This window comes from Aurantimonas sp. DM33-3 (assembly GCF_014334315.1).
GTDB lineage: Bacteria > Pseudomonadota > Alphaproteobacteria > Rhizobiales > Rhizobiaceae > Aurantimonas > Aurantimonas coralicida.
In genome coordinates, this window is record NZ_JACSGS010000002.1 from 116,297 (window position 1) to 131,978 (window position 15,682).

General features: G+C 68.0%; 14 protein-coding genes. 7 read left to right on the forward strand and 7 right to left on the reverse strand.

Going from position 1 to position 15,682, the window contains the following annotated elements; translation table 11 throughout:
* Nucleotides 1–2: 2 nt before the first annotated feature.
* From dut to ubiE, 4 genes are all read right to left on the reverse strand, one after another.
* A complete protein-coding gene (gene dut / locus H9Q09_RS03330) occupies nucleotides 3–455 on the reverse strand; it encodes a dUTP diphosphatase (RefSeq protein ID WP_187389892.1) in 453 nt (150 codons plus the stop codon).
* Entirely contained in the window at nucleotides 452–1,669 is a 1,218-nt protein-coding gene (coaBC, locus tag H9Q09_RS03335) for a bifunctional phosphopantothenoylcysteine decarboxylase/phosphopantothenate--cysteine ligase CoaBC (protein ID WP_187389893.1), read from the reverse strand. The genes dut and coaBC overlap by 4 nt, the downstream gene beginning before the upstream one ends.
* Before the next feature lie 142 nt (nucleotides 1,670–1,811).
* On the reverse strand, nucleotides 1,812–3,398 hold the full coding sequence (gene ubiB / locus H9Q09_RS03340; protein ID WP_187389894.1) for a 2-polyprenylphenol 6-hydroxylase: 1,587 nt from the start codon (nucleotides 3,396–3,398) through the stop codon (nucleotides 1,812–1,814).
* Nucleotides 3,399–3,419: 21 nt separating this feature from the next.
* Nucleotides 3,420–4,199 (reverse strand): bifunctional demethylmenaquinone methyltransferase/2-methoxy-6-polyprenyl-1,4-benzoquinol methylase UbiE, encoded by a 780-nt coding sequence (gene ubiE, locus H9Q09_RS03345; protein ID WP_187389895.1) that lies wholly within the window; start codon nucleotides 4,197–4,199, stop codon nucleotides 3,420–3,422.
* Nucleotides 4,200–4,343: 144 nt separating this feature from the next.
* Here ubiE and mutM point away from each other — a divergent pair, with 144 nt between their 5' ends.
* The 7 genes from mutM (at nucleotide 4,344) to moeB (ending at nucleotide 11,763) form a co-directional block, all read left to right on the forward strand.
* Nucleotides 4,344–5,237 carry a bifunctional DNA-formamidopyrimidine glycosylase/DNA-(apurinic or apyrimidinic site) lyase gene (gene mutM / locus H9Q09_RS03350; RefSeq protein ID WP_187389896.1) on the forward strand — a complete coding sequence of 298 codons (894 nt, stop codon included), beginning with the start codon at nucleotides 4,344–4,346 and terminating at the stop codon, nucleotides 5,235–5,237.
* Between the two features lie 224 nt (nucleotides 5,238–5,461).
* Nucleotides 5,462–5,731: a 30S ribosomal protein S20 gene (rpsT, locus tag H9Q09_RS03355; protein WP_024349544.1), complete on the forward strand. Its 270-nt coding sequence runs from the start codon at nucleotides 5,462–5,464 to the stop codon at nucleotides 5,729–5,731.
* A 712-nt stretch (nucleotides 5,732–6,443) separates the two neighbouring features.
* Nucleotides 6,444–6,878: a rhodanese-like domain-containing protein gene (locus tag H9Q09_RS03360; RefSeq protein ID WP_187389897.1), complete on the forward strand. Its 435-nt coding sequence runs from the start codon at nucleotides 6,444–6,446 to the stop codon at nucleotides 6,876–6,878.
* Nucleotides 6,879–6,982: 104 nt separating this feature from the next.
* On the forward strand, nucleotides 6,983–8,461 hold the full coding sequence (gene dnaA, locus H9Q09_RS03365) for a chromosomal replication initiator protein DnaA (protein WP_210315212.1): 1,479 nt from the start codon (nucleotides 6,983–6,985) through the stop codon (nucleotides 8,459–8,461).
* A 178-nt stretch (nucleotides 8,462–8,639) separates the two neighbouring features.
* A complete protein-coding gene (dnaN, locus tag H9Q09_RS03370; protein ID WP_187389899.1) occupies nucleotides 8,640–9,764 on the forward strand; it encodes a DNA polymerase III subunit beta in 1,125 nt (374 codons plus the stop codon).
* Between the two features lie 14 nt (nucleotides 9,765–9,778).
* Nucleotides 9,779–11,002: a DNA replication/repair protein RecF gene (recF, locus tag H9Q09_RS03375; RefSeq protein WP_187389900.1), complete on the forward strand. Its 1,224-nt coding sequence runs from the start codon at nucleotides 9,779–9,781 to the stop codon at nucleotides 11,000–11,002.
* A complete protein-coding gene (gene moeB / locus H9Q09_RS03380) occupies nucleotides 10,999–11,763 on the forward strand; it encodes a molybdopterin-synthase adenylyltransferase MoeB (RefSeq protein ID WP_187389901.1) in 765 nt (254 codons plus the stop codon). The genes recF and moeB overlap by 4 nt, the downstream gene beginning before the upstream one ends.
* A 21-nt stretch (nucleotides 11,764–11,784) precedes the next feature.
* On the opposite strand, the gene H9Q09_RS03385 is transcribed toward moeB, so the two are convergent.
* The 3 genes from H9Q09_RS03385 to H9Q09_RS03395 form a co-directional block, all read right to left on the reverse strand.
* Nucleotides 11,785–13,179, reverse strand: a complete 1,395-nt coding sequence (locus H9Q09_RS03385; RefSeq protein ID WP_187389902.1) for a nucleobase:cation symporter-2 family protein — start codon at nucleotides 13,177–13,179, stop codon at nucleotides 11,785–11,787.
* Nucleotides 13,180–13,364: 185 nt separating this feature from the next.
* A complete protein-coding gene (locus H9Q09_RS03390; RefSeq protein ID WP_040325970.1) occupies nucleotides 13,365–13,535 on the reverse strand; it encodes a DUF1328 domain-containing protein in 171 nt (56 codons plus the stop codon).
* 132 nt (nucleotides 13,536–13,667) lie between these two features.
* Nucleotides 13,668–15,494, reverse strand: a complete 1,827-nt coding sequence (locus tag H9Q09_RS03395) for an NAD(P)/FAD-dependent oxidoreductase (protein WP_187389903.1) — start codon at nucleotides 15,492–15,494, stop codon at nucleotides 13,668–13,670.
* Between the last annotated feature and the right edge of the window lie 188 nt (nucleotides 15,495–15,682).

Consider the following 15,682-nt stretch of genomic DNA (forward strand, 5'->3'; position numbering starts at 1 on the left):
GCCTAGCTGCGGCCGGTGGAGCCGAAGCCGCCGGCGCCGCGGGCGCTGTCCGACAGGCTCGCCCGCTCGGTGAAGCTCGCCTGCACCACCGGCGCGACGACCATCTGGGCAATCCGGTCGCCCCGCGCGATGGCGAAGGCTTCGCTGCCCAGATTGACCAGCACCACCTGCACCTCGCCGCGATAGTCGCTGTCGATCGTGCCCGGCGTATTCAGCACGGTCACCCCGTGCTTCACGGCAAGGCCGGAGCGCGGCCGGATCTGCACCTCGAAGCCTTCAGGAATCTCGAAGGCGAGGCCGGTCGGCACCAGCCGGCGTTCGCCCGGCGCCAGTACCAGTTCCCCCGTCACCGCCGCGCGCAGGTCGGCGCCCGCTGCCCCGGCACTCTCATAGGCCGGCAGCGGCAGGTCGGGATTGTGGGGCAGGCGCAGGATCGCGATGGCCGGCACGCTCATGAGGCCGCTCCCGCCAGGCGGTCCGCCACCCAGGCGGCCAGGCGCTTCGCCACTTCCGTCTTGTCCATCTTCGGCCATGCCTCGACACCGGCCGCCGTCACGATGTGCACCGTATTGGCGCTGCCGCCCATGACGCCGGTCCCGGCCGACACGTCGTTGGCGACGATGGCGTCGGCGCCCTTGCGGGAGAGCTTGCCGCGGGCATTGGCGAGGAGGTCGTCGGTCTCGGCGGCAAAGCCGACGACGAGCGTCGGCCGATCCGGCGCATGGCCGATGGTCGCCAGGATGTCCGGGTTCTCGGTCAAAGCGAGCGCCGGCGGGCCGCCGCCGGTCTTCTTGATCTTCCGCGCCGTCTCGGCCTCGGCCCGCCAGTCGGCGACGGCGGCGACGAAGATCGCCGCATCGGCGGGCAACGCGGCCTCGACCGCGCCCAGCATCTCGCGGGCGGTCTCGACATGGGCAACGCTCACGCCGGCCGGATCGGGGAGCGTCACCGGACCGCTGACCAGCGTCACCTCGGCGCCCAGTTCGGCCAGTGCCGCGGCGATGGCGTGGCCCTGGCGTCCCGACGATCTGTTGGCGATGTAGCGGACGGGGTCGATCGGCTCGTGGGTCGGCCCGGAGGTGACGACGATCCGCCGGCCGGCCAGCGGCTTCGGCTCCGTGTCGAGCATGGCTTCCAGCGCGCCGGCGATCTCGGTCGGCTCGGCCATGCGGCCGGTGCCGGCCTCGCCCGCTTCCGCCATCTCGCCGGCATTCGGCCCGACGAAGCGCACGCCGTCGGCGATCAGCGTCGCATGATTGCGGCGGGTGGCGGCGTGGTTCCACATGGCCGGGTTCATCGCCGGCGCCATCAGGATCGGCGCGCGGGCGGCGAGCAGGATCGCCGTCGCCAGATCGTCGGTCAGGCCGTTGGCGGCGCGGGCCATCAGATTGGCCGTGGCCGGCGCAACGAGGATCGCATCGGCGTCCCGGGCGAGCCGGATATGGCCGACATCGTGCTCGTCCTCGCGGTCGAAGAGATCGGAGAAGACCTTGGCGGCTGCCAGGGCACCGACGGCGAGCGGGGTGACGAATTCGCCGGCAGAGGCGGTCATCACCGGCGTCACCGCGGCGCCGCGCTCGCGCAGGCGGCGGATCAGGTCGAGCGACTTGTAGGCCGCGATGCCGCCGCCGATGATCAGCAGCACCCGTTTGCCCGAAAGGCCGCTCATGCCGGCTCCGCCTGAATGATCCCGATCGTCGCGGTCGCCATGCCTGCCTCGCGAAAGACGCTGTTCCACGGCCCCGTGTCTAGCGGCCGCCGTCCATCGGAGCAACAAAGGCGCCGCCGGCCGTAATGCCGGCTGGCCGGTCTCAGCCGAAGGTGTAGCCCAGCGCGATGGTCATCAGCGACAGGGCGATGATCCACTGGGCGATCAGGCGCAGGATCACGCTGGAGCGCTTGTCCGTCGCCAGGTTGTTCAGCGTCTCGTCGTCGAGGCGGATGCCCTTCTCGATGAGGTCCGGCATCTGCCGGGCGAGGATTTCCAGCCCGCCGGCAAATTCCGGCGTGCGCCGCAGGAGATGGAACAGCGAATCGACGCCGCGGCGCGCCTCGCGCAGCTTGGCCGCGGGCCCGAGCTCGGTGAGGATGTATTCCGACACCACCGGCTCGGCCGCCACCCACATGTTGAACTTCGGGTCGAAGGAGCGCGCGACGCCCTCGACCACCACCATCGTCTTCTGCAGCAAGACGAGCTCGGGGCGCGCCCGCATGTCGAAAAGCTCGGTCACCTCGAACAGCAGCGACAGGAGATGGCCCATGGAAATGGTCTCGGCCGGCTGGCCGTAGATCGGCTCGCCGATCGCCCGCAGCGCCTGGGCGAAGCTCGCCACGTCCTGGCCGCGCGGCACGTAGCCCGCCTCGAAATGCAGCTCGGCGACGCGGCGATAGTCGCGCCGGATGAAGCCGTAGAGGATCTCGGCCAGGAAGCGCTTGGACTCGTCCGACAGGCGGCCGACGATGCCCATGTCGACGGCGACGACGGCGCCGTCCGGCGCCACGAACAGGTTTCCCTGGTGCATGTCGGCATGGAAGAAGCCGTCGCGCATGGCATGGCGCAGGAAGGACTGCACGATCAGCACGCCGAGCTGCTTGGTGTCGTGGCCGGCTTCGACGATGCCGGCGACATCGCTCATCTTGATGCCGTCGATCCACTCCATCGTCAGGACGTCGCGGCCGGTGCGCTCCCAGTCGATGCGCGGCACCCGGAAGCCGGGATCGTCGGCGGTGTTCTCGGCCATTTCGGACGAGGCCGCCGCCTCCAGCCGCAGATCCATCTCGATGCGGGTGGACTGGGCCAGCGTCTCGACCACGGCAACCGGCCGCAGCCGGCGCGACGAGCGCACGTAGCGTTCCAGGAACTGGGCGATGAAGGCGAAGGTCTCGAGCTGGCGCAGGAAGCGGATGCGCACGCCAGGCCGCACCACCTTGACCGCGGCAAAGCGCTCGCTGCCGTCCTCGTTGCGGATGCGGGCCTTGTAGACCTGCGCGATCGAGGCGGCGCCCACCACCTCGCCGAGATCGATGAACAGGTCGTCGATCCGCCGGCCGAGCGTCGTCTCGATCTCGGCCACGGCCTGTTCGCGCGGAAACGGCGGCACCTTGTCCTGGAGCTGGCCGAGTTCCTGGGCGGTTGCCGCGCCGACGAGGTCGGGCCGCGTCGCCAGGAACTGGCCGAGCTTGACATAGGAGGGGCCGAGCCGGTTCAGCGCCCGCGACAGATTGTCGGAGCGCGGCCGGTTCTCGGCCGAGCCGCGTTCGATCAGCCGAGCGAAGCGGTGCAGCAGCGCCGGGCCGGGCGGCAGGCCCTCGCCCGGGAACGAGCCGACGACGCCTTCGCGGGCCAGAACATAGACGGCCCGGATAAGCGCAAGGGTGCCGGTGACGGGATTGGCCAAGAGAGGCTCCGTTCGTTCAGATCAGAGCTTCCAGCCGGAATGGATGGCCGCGATGCCGCCCGACAGGTTGCGATAGGAGACGCGCTCGAAGCCGGCCGCGCGGATCGCGGAGGCGAAATTGGCCTGGTTCGGGAAGCGGCGGATCGACTCGACAAGATATTCGTAGGATTCGCGGTCGCGCGCGACGGTCTCGCCGATGCGCGGAATGACCTTGAACGACCATTGCTCGTAGATCTTGTCGAGGATCGGCATGTCGACTTCCGAGAATTCCAGGCACATGAAGCGCCCGCCGGGCTTGAGCACCCGGTAGGCCTCCGACAGCGCCGCATCGATGCGCGGCACGTTGCGGATGCCGAAGGCGATCGTATAGGCGTCGAAGCTGGCGTCGGGCAGCTTCAGTTCCTCGGCATTGCCCTCCACGAAGACGAGATTCTCGTCGAGGCCGCGCTTGACCGCGCGCTCGGCGCCGACGCCCAGCATCGAGGCATTGATGTCGAGAACCGTGCCGCTGGCCCGCCGGCGCGAGGCCTCGGTGATGCGGAAGGCGACGTCGCCGGTGCCGCCGGCCACATCGATGAAGTTCCAGCCGGCCCGGTGCGGCGGCGACAGCCACGACACCATGGCGCTCTTCCAGACACGGTGGAGGCCGCCCGACATCAGGTCGTTCATCAAATCGTAGCGCTCGGCGACCCGATGGAAGACGTCATTGACCCGGGCCTGCTTCTCTTCCCGGCCGGTGACCGTGGAAAAGCCGTAGGCCGTCTCCATCGCTTCGGCTCCGGTCACACGCGTTCGCGACATGGGGCGGCACCTTCATTGCATCGCATCGCTTCGATGCGGATATAGGGACGGACGATCCCGGCATGCGACGCGTCCTCGGCGAAGCAGGCTGGGTTCGCCGGGCGCATCGCTCGGATGGCCCAACGGTTCGGGACTTAATCGAATATGCCGGAATTGCCAGAGGTAGAGACGGTCCGCCGCGGCCTGCAGCCCGTCCTCGAGGGTGCGCGCATCACCCAACTGCATCTGGCGCGGCCGGATTTGCGGTTTGCGCTGCCCGAACGCTTCGCCGAACGGGTCACTGGCCGGCGCATCACGGCCCTCGGCCGGCGGGCGAAATATCTCGTCGCCGAGCTGGAGGGCGACCTCGTCCTCGCCATGCATCTGGGCATGTCCGGCTCGTTCCGCATTGAGGGTCCGCAGGGCGACAGCCTGCCGGGCGTCTTCCAGCATCCGCGCTCCACCGCCCGCCTCCACGACCATGTGCGTTTCGACGTCACGACCGGAGACGGCCAGCCGGCCGCGGTGATCTACAACGACCCTCGGCGCTTCGGCTACATGACGCTGATCGCGCGGGCCGAGATGGAAACCCATCCGCATTTTTCCGGCCTCGGCATCGAGCCGACGGGCAACAGCCTGTCCGGCGCGGCGCTGGCCCCGGCCTTCGCCGGGCGCGCGGCGCCGCTCAAGGCGGTGCTCCTCGACCAGCGCATCATCGCCGGCCTCGGCAATATCTATGTGTGCGAGGCGCTGTGGCGCTCGCGCCTGTCGCCGCGGCGTGCGGCGGGAACGCTGGTGAAGAAGGACGGCCGCCCGAGCCAGCGCCTCGACCTCCTGGCGCTGAACATCCGCGAGACCATCGCCGATGCCATTGCCGCCGGCGGCTCGTCGCTGCGCGACTACCGGCAGGCCGACGGCTCGCTCGGCTATTTCCAGCACAGCTTCGCCGCCTATGACCGCGAGCACGAGCCGTGCCGGCATGCGGGCTGCCGCGGAGTCATCCGGCGGATCGTCCAGTCGGGACGCTCGACCTTCTTCTGCCCGGCCTGCCAACGCTAGGACCGCGTCCGTAACGGTGCGGCGGCGCGAAGAGGAATGCCCGCCGGGGCCCGACTTTGTCTTGACGCGCCGAATGCTCTTGCCTATAGAGGCTCTGAATTCGGCGGCACCCATGGTGCGGCCCGTTTCTTCGTGCTGCAGCGTGCACCTCTTGCCGCCCGGCACGATCAAACCGCAGTTTACCGACACAAGCGCATCGTCGCGACAGACAGAGAGAGACGAACATGGCCAACACCCCTTCGGCCAAGAAAGCGGCGCGGAAGATCGCGCGACGCACTGCCGTCAACACCGCTCGCCGCAGCCGGGTCCGCACCTATCTGCGCCGCGTCGAGGAAGCCATCGCATCGGGCGACAAGACCGCCGCGATGACCGCCTTCCTCGCCGCCGAGCCGGTGATGATGAGCGCGACCTCGAAGGGGATCTTCCACAAGAATACGGCATCGCGGAAGATCTCCCGTCTGTCGCATCGCGTGAAGGCCCTCGGCGAAGCCTGAGGCGCGTCCGATCCGCTGACGGGGGCGCATCGCGCCCCGTTCAGACCCTTTCGAAAGGCCTGGCTTAACCGCCGGGCCTTTTTGATTCCGGGCCCGGCCATGGCGATCCGGGGTGATTCCCGACGCCTTTGCAGGGCCTTCGGCGAGCCCGTCATCGATTCGACACACGCAAACCTCCCGATCGCCCGCCGCGATTCCATCGTGTGGTTTTGACGAATGATTCCAGTGACTTGCAGAAGGTCAGTGAGCATCATAAAACAGCCGGCTAAGGCCGGTTTCGGCGGCCCTTGAGTCAAGCGGACTGCCTTATTTTTTTCATTTTTATCTTTTGCCCGATGCGCTCAAAAGCTGCTTGGGAGCCAAGTCACCAGAACCACTGGTGTTTACCCTGACGGGCAATGATTCACGCGGGACGAGTCTGCCACACTGGGGGTGCTCGCATTGCGATTCACGGTTTGCGAGCCTTGCCCGAAGCTGTCGCGTTTCGTATTTTCCTCCTCGAAACAAGTGCGGGGAAAGACGAAGTGCGGGGACAACCGAACTTATCCAGAACATTCGGTCACGGTTCGAGTTGCCAGCGGCGCGGCCCCATCTCGCCTAGAGTCTAAATCCGTCCTTCCACAATTTATTCGTAGTCGATCCCGGCGCTCCCACGCCGCGGGTACGGCTGACTTCTGCCCAACGATGGGCCGGAGCGCAGGAGAGCTTTTGCATGAACGGTGAATACAAGGGCGATGTCACGCCGAAGGAATGCTGGGCGACGCTCGCCGACACGCCGGACGCGGTCCTGGTCGATGTGCGCACGGTGGCCGAATGGAGCTATGTCGGCGTCCCGCAGCTCGCCCCCCTCGGCAAGGCGGCGATCCTGCAGGAATGGCAGAGCTTCCCCTCCATGGCCGTCGATCCGGATTTCGCGGCCAAGCTCGCCCGGCGCATTGAGAGCGAAGGTGGAACCCGCGAAACGCCGGTCTTCTTCCTCTGCCGTTCGGGCGTCCGCTCCATCGCCAGCGCCGTGGCGCTGACCGGGGCGGGCTACAGCAACTGCTTCAACGTCCTGGACGGCTTCGAGGGCCCGCCGGACGAGGAAGCCCATCGCGGACGCAAGGCTGGCTGGAAAGCGGAGGGTCTCCCGTGGGTGCAGAAGTGATGCAGCAGGGCGCAGGACGATCGGCGGACACGTTGCCGATCTGGTCCGGACGGCATGACGCCGCCCGGGTGACGAAAGACAACACGAACGATTGCGGGGGCGGCATGGCGAGCGGCGGCACAGGAACTGCGGACATCATGGAGCGGGTGAATGCCCGTCTGAAGGCGCAGCTTGGGCAGGACATCTTCGCCAGCTGGTTCCAGCGCATGAAGCTCGAGGCGCCGGGCAAGGGCGTCTGCCGCATCACCGTGCCGACCGCCTTCCTGCGTAGCTGGATCCAGTCGCACTATCATGAGCTCCTGACCGAGATCTTCCGCGAGGAAGTGCCGGGCACCCTGCGCGTCGACATCGCCGTGCGCAGCGCGGTGCGCGGCGGCGGCGTGACCATTCGCCAGCCCCGTGTCGCCGAGCCGGAGAACGTGCCGGCCAGCGCGGTCTCCGCCCGTCCCGCCGCGCAGATCGGCGAAAGCCGCGCCGCGCGCAGCGCCGCCCCGGCCGAAGCCCGGCAGATGTTCGATGCGGCGCCCGCCCCGACGCCGACCTTCGGCTCGCCGCTCGACCCGCGCTATGTCTTCGACACCCTCGTCGAGGGCAGCTCCAACCGCGTCGCCCTCGCCGCCGGCCGCGCCATCGCCGAGAACGGCCCCCAGTCGGTGCGCTTCAACCCGCTGTTCATCCACGCCGCCGTGGGCCTGGGCAAGACGCATCTCCTGCAGGCGATCGCCAACGCCGCGATCCGCCGCGAGGACAAGCCGCGCGTCGTCTATCTGACGGCGGAATATTTCATGTGGCGCTTTGCCACCGCGATCCGCGACAACCGCGCGCTCGACCTCAAGGAGACCCTGCGCGGCATCGACATCCTGATCATCGACGACACCCAGTTCCTGCAGGGCAAGTCGATCCAGCAGGAATTCTGCCATCTCCTCAACGCGCTGATCGATTCCGCCAAGCAGGTGATCTGCGCCGCCGATCGCCCGGCCATGGAGCTGGAATCGCTGGATCCGCGGGTCCGTTCGCGCCTGTCCAACGGCATCACGCTGGAACTGGCGGCACCGGACTACGAGATGCGCCGCTCGATCATCCGCACCCGCGCCGCGGCCATGCGGGCCGAGGATTCCTCCTTCGACATGCCCGACGGCGTCATCGACACGATCGCCCAGCGCGTGGCCGGCTCCGGCCGCGACCTGGAAGGCGCCTTCAACCAGATCGCCTTTCGCCATTCGCTCGGCCAGCCGCTGTCGGCCGAGCATCTGGACGATCTCCTCAGCCAGCTCACCCGCGCCAACAGCGAGCGTCGGGTGCGTATCGAGGACATCCTCAAATTCGTCTCGCGCCACTACAATGTGACGCGCACGGACATCCTGTCGGCCCGGCGCACGCGGACCATCGTGCGGCCCCGCCAGATCGCCATGTATCTGGCCAAGACCATGACGCCCCGCTCGCTGCCGGAAATCGGCCGGCGCTTCGGCGGCCGCGACCACACGACGGTACTCCATGCCGTTCGCAAGATTGAGGGCGAGCGGGCCAAGGACGACAAGCTGTCCGAGGAGCTCGACATCATCCGGCGTATGATCGAGGAGTAGGCCGCCCCGGCGCGGCGCCGTCAAGGGCGGCGCCGCCGGTCCGCGGGCCTCCCCCGCTCCGGCCCGCCCAGCCTCGCGCGGTCCGGCCTTTCCAAGCGGCCTCCAAATCTCTAAGACCATCGGACCCCGGAACGGGTGCCGTCTCCTGCGGCGCCTGCCCGAACCAAACGGCTTCGTCATGCGCATCATCATCGAACGTTCGAACCTCCTCAAGTCTCTGGCGCACGTTCATCGTGTCGTGGAACGCCGCAACACCATCCCGATCCTCTCCAACGTCCTGTTGAAGACGGAAGGCGAAGGCCTGCGGCTGAAGGCGACCGATCTCGACCTGGAGATCACCGAGAGCGCACCGGCGACGGGCGAGCAGGAGGGCGCGACGACGGTGCCGGCGCATCTGCTCTACGACATCGTCCGCAAGCTGCCGGACGGAGCCGAGGTGAGCCTGGCCACCAATGCCGAGGGCACCCAGATGACGGTCTCGTCGGGCCGCTCGAACTTCCGGCTGCAGTGCCTGCCGGAATCGGACTTCCCCGACATCACCGCCGGCACGCTCAGCCACGCCTTCAAGCTCAAGGCCGCCGAGCTTGGCCGGCTGATCGAGCGCACCCAGTTCGCCATCTCCACCGAGGAGACGCGCTATTATCTGAACGGCATCTACCTGCACACGATCGAGGCCGACGGCGACCTGCAGCTGCGCGCCGTCGCCACCGACGGCCACCGGCTGGCGCGGGCCGACCAGAAGGCCCCGGCCGGCTCGGAAGGCATGCCGGGCATCATCATTCCGCGCAAGACCGTGGGCGAGCTGCAGAAGCTCCTCGGCGACAGCAATGACGAGGCCGATATCTCGGTCGAGCTGTCGGACGCCAAGATCCGCTTCACCATCGGCGCGGTGGTGATGACCTCCAAGCTGATCGACGGCACCTTCCCGGACTATCAGCGGGTCATTCCGCAGAACAACGACAAGGCGCTGACGCTGGACCGGCAGACCTTCTCGGCCGCCGTCGACCGCGTCTCCACCATCTCGTCGGAACGCGGCCGGGCGGTGAAGCTCGCCGTCGCCGATTCGCAGCTGGTGCTGACCGTCAACTCGCCGGATTCGGGCACCGCCACCGAGGAACTGGCTGTCGGCTACGATTCGGACGAGATCGAGATCGGCTTCAACGCCAAGTATCTCCTCGACATCACCAACCAGCTGTCGGGCGACGAGACCGTCTTCATGCTCGCCGATCCCGGCTCCCCGACCCTCATCAAGGACGGCGGCGACGATGCGACGCTCTACGTCCTGATGCCGATGCGGGTCTGACCGCCGCAACGCGCTTGGACCAGAGCCCGGACGCCGCCGTTTCCCCCTCCACCGACAGCCGGACGCCGCCCGCGGTGCGGCTCGACGAACTGCGTCTGGCCGATTTCCGCAATTACGAGACGCTGTCGCTGCGCTTCACCCGCGGCTTCGTCGTCTTCGTCGGCGACAATGGTGCCGGCAAGACCAATCTTCTCGAAGCCGTCTCGCTCTTGACGCCCGGCCGCGGCCTGCGCCGCGCCACCTATCAGGACGTCGCGCGCAAGGGCGGCAGCGGCGGCTTCTCGGTCCGCGCCAGCGCTGTCTCCCACGGCGTGGAGACCATCGTCTCCACCAAGATGATGCCGGACCCGACAGGCGCGGCGGCGCGTAGCGTGCGGATCGACGAGACCGCGGCGAAATCCGCCGACGAACTGCTCGATCTCCTGCGCATCCTCTGGCTGACGCCGGCCATGGACGGGCTCTTCACCGGACCGGCCGGCGACCGGCGCCGCTTCCTCGACCGCATGGTGCTGGCCGTCGATCCGACCCATGGCCGGCGGGCCGCCGATTACGAGCGCGCCATGCGCTCGCGCAACCGGCTCCTCGCCGACAACCGGCTGGACGATTCCTGGCTGTCGGGCATCGAGGCGCAGATGGCCGAACTCGGCATCGCCATGGCGCTGGCCCGCTCCGAACTCGTCGGCATGCTGGCCGGCATGATCGCCCGGACCGGCGCCGGCTCGCCCTTCCCCAGTGCCGGGCTCGAGCTGACGTCGGGCTATGACGGTCTCGACCTTGCCCGTCCTTCGGCCGATGTCGAGGACGAGGCGCGCATGCGGCTGCGGTCGGCCCGCTACGGCGACCGGGCCGCCGGCCGCACGCTGGAGGGCGCCCACCGGGCCGAGCTCTCCGTCACCCACCTCGCCAAGGCGATGCCGGCGGCCCTGTCCTCCACCGGCGAGCAGAAGGCGCTGCTGATCGGCCTCGTCCTCGCCCATGCGCGACTGGTCGCCGCCATGTCGTCGCTGCCGCCGCTGCTACTTCTCGATGAGATCGCCGCGCATCTCGATCCCGGCCGGCGCGCCGCCCTGTTCGACCTGATCGGCGAGCTTGGCGTGCAGGCCTTCATGACCGGGACCGACGCCAGCCTGTTTGCGGCCCTGGGCGATCGGGCCCAGATCATGGAAGTGTCGGGCGGCACGGTCCGCCCGGCCGATCCCGCACGCATCGAAGGCGCATCACCGGAGACGTCGCCATGAGCCAGGCTCCCCTCGCCCCCGACGAACTGGAACGCTACGCCCGCCATATCGTGCTGCCGGAAGTCGGCGGCGCCGGCCAGCAGGCGCTGAAGCGCGCCAGGGTGCTGGTGATCGGCGCCGGCGGCCTCGGCTCGCCGATCATCCTCTATCTGGCCGCTGCGGGTGTGGGCACCATCGGCATTGCCGACGACGACACCGTCTCGCTGTCCAATCTGCAGCGGCAGGTGTTGCACGGCACGGCCGATGTCGGCCGCTCCAAGCTCGACAGCGCCGCGGACGCCGTCGCGGCGATCAATCCGCATGTCACGGTGATGCCCCATGCCCTGCGCCTCGACATGGCGAACGGCCCGGCGATCGTCGCCGGCTACGACCTCGTCATCGACGGGGCCGACAATTTCGCCACCCGCTACGCCATGGCCGATCTCTGCGAGGCGGCGGCAACGCCGCTCGTCACGGCGGCGGTGAACCGCTTTTCCGGCTCGCTGACCGTGCTGAAACCCTATGAGACCGACGCGGACGGCCGGCGCCATCCGGGCTACCGCGATCTTTTTCCCGAGGCCCCGCCGGCCGGCATGGTGCCCTCCTGCGCCGAGGCCGGCATTCTGGGCGTCACCACCGGCGTCCTCGGCACCCTAGCCGCCTCCGAAGCGATCAAGCTGATCTGCGGCATGGGCGAGCCGCTCATCGGCCGCTTCCTGATGGTCGATCTCCTGACCATGCGGATCGAGGAAATCCGCTACCGCCGCCCGAAAACAGGCTGATCCTGCCGGTCCGCGCCGGCGTCAGGCCGGCTGCACCGGGCTTTCTGCGGTGGAGGGCTCCGCCACCGCGTCGTCCCCTTCCGGGATCACCAGCGACAGGATGATCGCCGACAGGCCGCTCAGCGTGATCGGCGTCGCGAAGACCTGGCGGATGAAGTCCGGCAGGTGCTGGGTCGCGTCCGGCACCAGCGTCACGCCGAGGCCGAGGCCGAAGGACACCGCCATGATGTAGGCCTTGCGCCGGTCGATCGGCTCGGAGGCGAGGATGCGGATGCCGGCGACCGCGATGGTGCCGAACAGCACCAGCGTCGCCCCGCCCAGCACCGGTTTCGGCACCAGCAGGAAGGCGTTGCCGATCACCGGGAAGAACCCCAGGACGATCAGGATCACGGCGATGATCATGCCGACATGGCGGCTGGCGACGCCGGTCATCTGGATGACGCCGTTGTTCTGGGAGAAGGTCGTGTTGGGGAAGGTGTTGAAGATCGCCGCGAGGCCGGAGTTGACGCCGTCGGCCAGGATGCCGCCCTTGATCCGCGCCATGTAGAGATCGCCGCGCACCGGCTCGCCGGCGATGATCGAATTGGCGGTCAGATCGCCCGTCGTCTCGATGGCGGTGATCAGGTAGATGAAGGCGATCGGCAGGAACAGCGCCAGGTCGAAGTCGATGCCGTAGCGAAACGGGATCGGCAGGGCGATCAGCGGCCCGCTGCCGGCGCTGGAAAAATCCACCTTGCCCAGGAGCGCGGCGACGACGAAGCCGATGACGAGCCCGGCCATGATCGCCGAGATCCGCACGGTCGGATTGCGCTGGAACGTCAAAACGAGGATCGCCGCCACGACGATGAAGCCGAGCAGCAGGTTGACCGGCTCGCCCAGCGCTTCGCCGGCCGTCGCGCCGCCGGCAAAGTCGGTGAAGCCGACCTTGACCAGGCTGAGGCCGATGATGGTGATGACGATGCCGGTCACCGTCGGGGTGATGATGCGCCGCAGCCGGCCGACGAACTGGCTGAGGCCGATCTCGACCAGGCAGCCGACGAGGCACAGGCCGAAGATCATCGCCAGGATGTCTTCCGCCGTGCCGCCCCGCCCCTTCACCGCGAAGCCGGCCGCCAGGATCGCGCCGACAAAGGCGAAGCTGGTGCCCTGCACCGACAACAGTCCCGAGCCGACCGGGCCGAAGCGGCGGCACTGGATGAAGGTGGCGACGCCCGACACGAACAGCGACATGGCGATGAGATAGGGAATATGCTCGCCCAGTCCGAGGACGCCGCCGATGATCAGCGCCGGCGTGACGATGCCGACGATCGAGGCGAGGATATGCTGGATCGCGGCAAGAATGGCCGGGCCTGGCGGCGGCCGGTCCTCCAGCCGATAGATCATGCCTGTGAGAGGGGCTGCCGTTTTCTGCGTCATCGCGCTGCTCCGGTCATCATTCCCCTGTCTCCCGCCTGCGTCCCGAGGGGCATGGGGAAACCGAAGCAGGAAGCATGCCACGGGCACGGCGCAAGGCCCATGGCCATCACGCAGAAGGGGCGGCGCCCGTCACGGACACCGCCCTTTCAGATCGATGGATGCCGGCGCCTTGTGGCGCGGCAGGTCTAGATCGAACGTCGACGGAAGCCGCCGAAGATCAGCGACAGGACGAAGAGCACGATCGCGACGAAGAAGATGATCTTTGCGATGCCCATCGCGGTGCCGGCGATGCCGCCGAAGCCCAGAACGGCGGCGATCAGCGCGATGATGAGAAACGTAACAGCCCAACCCAGCATGGCTGGCACTCCTTTGATGTTTGCCTGGCTTACAAACGCGCATCTGCCGAAAAGGTTCGATGCGTCGCCGCTGCCACCAAGGGAGGGTTAAGCGTTCCTTCTGTTCGTCACGGCCCGCGCGTCCGGCTTCGGTCAGCGGCCGAGATGGTGAACCTCCTGCAGCCCGTAGACCGGCGTCGGAATGCCTTCCTGCCGGGCCTTGATCTGCAGCGCCAGATACAGCGAATAATGCCGCGACTGGTGCAGGTTGCCGCCGTGGAACCACAGGTTCTCCACCTGGGTCGGCTTCCACATGTTGCGCTGCTCGCCCTCCCAGGGCCCCGGGTCCTTGGGCGTGTCGGAGCCCAGGCCCCAGACCTTGCCGACCCTGTCGGCCACCTCCTGGCTGATCAGGTCGGCGGCCCAGCCGTTCATCGAGCCGTAGCCGGTGGCATAGACGATGAGGTCGGCCGGCAGCTCGGTGCCGTCGTCGAGCTTCACGCCGGTCTCGGTGATCTCCTCCACCTGCCCGGCCTTCAGCTTGATCTTGCCGTCGATGATCAGCTGCGAAGCGCCGACATCGATGTAATAGCCCGAGCCGCGGCGCAGATATTTCATGAACAGGCCGGATTCGTCGGCGCCGAAATCGAGCTGGAAGCCGGCTTTCTCCAGGTCCCGGTAGAAGTCGGCATCGACCTCGCGGATCTTGTCGTAGATGGGGATCTGGAACTCGTGCAGGATCCGGTAGGGCAGCGAGGCGAAGATCATGTCCGCCTTGTGGGTGGTGATGCCGCTGGCCACCGCCTGTTCGGAATAGAGCGCCCCCAGGCCATGCTCCATCAGCGGGTCGGAGCGCACGATATGGGTGGTCGAGCGCTGCACCATGGTCACGTCGGCGCCTCCCTCCCACAGGGCGGCACAGATGTCGTGGGCCGAATTGTTGGAGCCGATGACGACGACCTTGCGGTCCTTGTAGACGTCGGGGCCCGGATGCTGCGAGGAATGCTGCTGCTCGCCGCGGAACCGCTCCATGCCCTTGAACTTCGGCATGTTCGCCTTGCCCGACATGCCGGTCGCCATGATCAGCTGTGTGGGCCGAAGCGTCACTTCCTCGCCGTCGCGGTCGACAACCACTTCCCATTCGCCCTTCGCCGCGTCGTAGCGGGCGCTCTTGGCCGTGGTCTTCGCCCAGTAATTGAGCTCCATGACCTTGGTGTACATTTCCAGCCAGTCGCCGATCTTGTCCTTGGGCGCGAAGACCGGCCAGTTCTTGGGAAAGTCGATGTAGGGCAGGTGGTCGTACCAGACCGGATCGTGCAGGCAGAGCGACTTGTAGCGCTTGCGCCAGCTGTCGCCGGGCCGGTCGTTTTTCTCGACGATGATGGTCGGCACGCCGAGCTGGCGCAGCCGCGCGCCCAGCGCGATGCCGCCCTGGCCGCCGCCGACGATCACCGCATAGGGCTGGGTCTCGTAGCCCAGCGTGCGCGCTTCCTCCTCGCGCTTTTCCAGCCAGCTCTTGCGGTTCTTCGCCGCCCCGTGCTCGGCGCCGGCCGGCCGGCGCTCGTGGGACGGCTCCTCGAAGCCCTTCAGCTCGGTCATCGCGGTCAGCAGTGTCCAGGCCTTGCCGTCCTTCAGCCGCAAGACGCCCTCGCCGCGGGCGACCTCGGTCTCGAAGACGAACCAGGCGGTGGTCACGCCGCCGTCCTCGGTCGGCTCCTCCGACAGGGTGAAGCCGCGCGGGCCGGTCGCATCCAGCTGCGTGGCCAGCATGTCGCGCACGCCCGCCGGCCCCTCCACCGTCTTGATGTTCCAGGTGAAGGTGACGAGGTCGCGCCAGAAGCTGGTTTCGGCGAACAGCTTGGCGGCGGCGTCGATGTCGCCCGCCGACAGGGCCGTCTCGAAGGCCGACAGCCAGCCTTCGGCGGCGGCACGGGCAGCGCTCGGTTCGGCCGTCACCGGCCGTTCGATGGTCTCGCTCATGGTTCCTCCCCTTGCGCGGTGCTCGAGGAGAGGATTGCCGCGCGACCCCGGCTTGTCCATCATGCGGCTGCGAAACGCAGGCGCAGCAAAAACCGCGGCTCCCGCCGGCTTTTGCGCAACCGATGTCGCGGACTGGGAGGGCGATCTCTGGGCTTGCGGGTCGACGCGCCGAGCGCCGACCCGCTGTC

What these genes read in the sequence shown, in the direction of transcription:
- dut (WP_187389892.1), bottom strand. Translation starts at nt 455, where the DNA reads ATGAGCGTGCCGGCCATCGCGATCCTGCGCCTGCCCCACAATCCCGAC.
- coaBC (WP_187389893.1), bottom strand. Translation starts at nt 1,669, where the DNA reads ATGAGCGGCCTTTCGGGCAAACGGGTGCTGCTGATCATCGGCGGCGGC.
- ubiE (WP_187389895.1), bottom strand. Translation starts at nt 4,199, where the DNA reads ATGTCGCGAACGCGTGTGACCGGAGCCGAAGCGATGGAGACGGCCTAC.
- mutM (WP_187389896.1), top strand. Translation starts at nt 4,344, where the DNA reads ATGCCGGAATTGCCAGAGGTAGAGACGGTCCGCCGCGGCCTGCAGCCC.
- rpsT (WP_024349544.1), top strand. Translation starts at nt 5,462, where the DNA reads ATGGCCAACACCCCTTCGGCCAAGAAAGCGGCGCGGAAGATCGCGCGA.
- H9Q09_RS03360 (WP_187389897.1), top strand. Translation starts at nt 6,444, where the DNA reads ATGAACGGTGAATACAAGGGCGATGTCACGCCGAAGGAATGCTGGGCG.
- dnaA (WP_210315212.1), top strand. Translation starts at nt 6,983, where the DNA reads ATGGCGAGCGGCGGCACAGGAACTGCGGACATCATGGAGCGGGTGAAT.
- dnaN (WP_187389899.1), top strand. Translation starts at nt 8,640, where the DNA reads ATGCGCATCATCATCGAACGTTCGAACCTCCTCAAGTCTCTGGCGCAC.
- moeB (WP_187389901.1), top strand. Translation starts at nt 10,999, where the DNA reads ATGAGCCAGGCTCCCCTCGCCCCCGACGAACTGGAACGCTACGCCCGC.
- H9Q09_RS03385 (WP_187389902.1), bottom strand. Translation starts at nt 13,179, where the DNA reads ATGACGCAGAAAACGGCAGCCCCTCTCACAGGCATGATCTATCGGCTG.
- H9Q09_RS03390 (WP_040325970.1), bottom strand. Translation starts at nt 13,535, where the DNA reads ATGCTGGGTTGGGCTGTTACGTTTCTCATCATCGCGCTGATCGCCGCC.
- H9Q09_RS03395 (WP_187389903.1), bottom strand. Translation starts at nt 15,494, where the DNA reads ATGAGCGAGACCATCGAACGGCCGGTGACGGCCGAACCGAGCGCTGCC.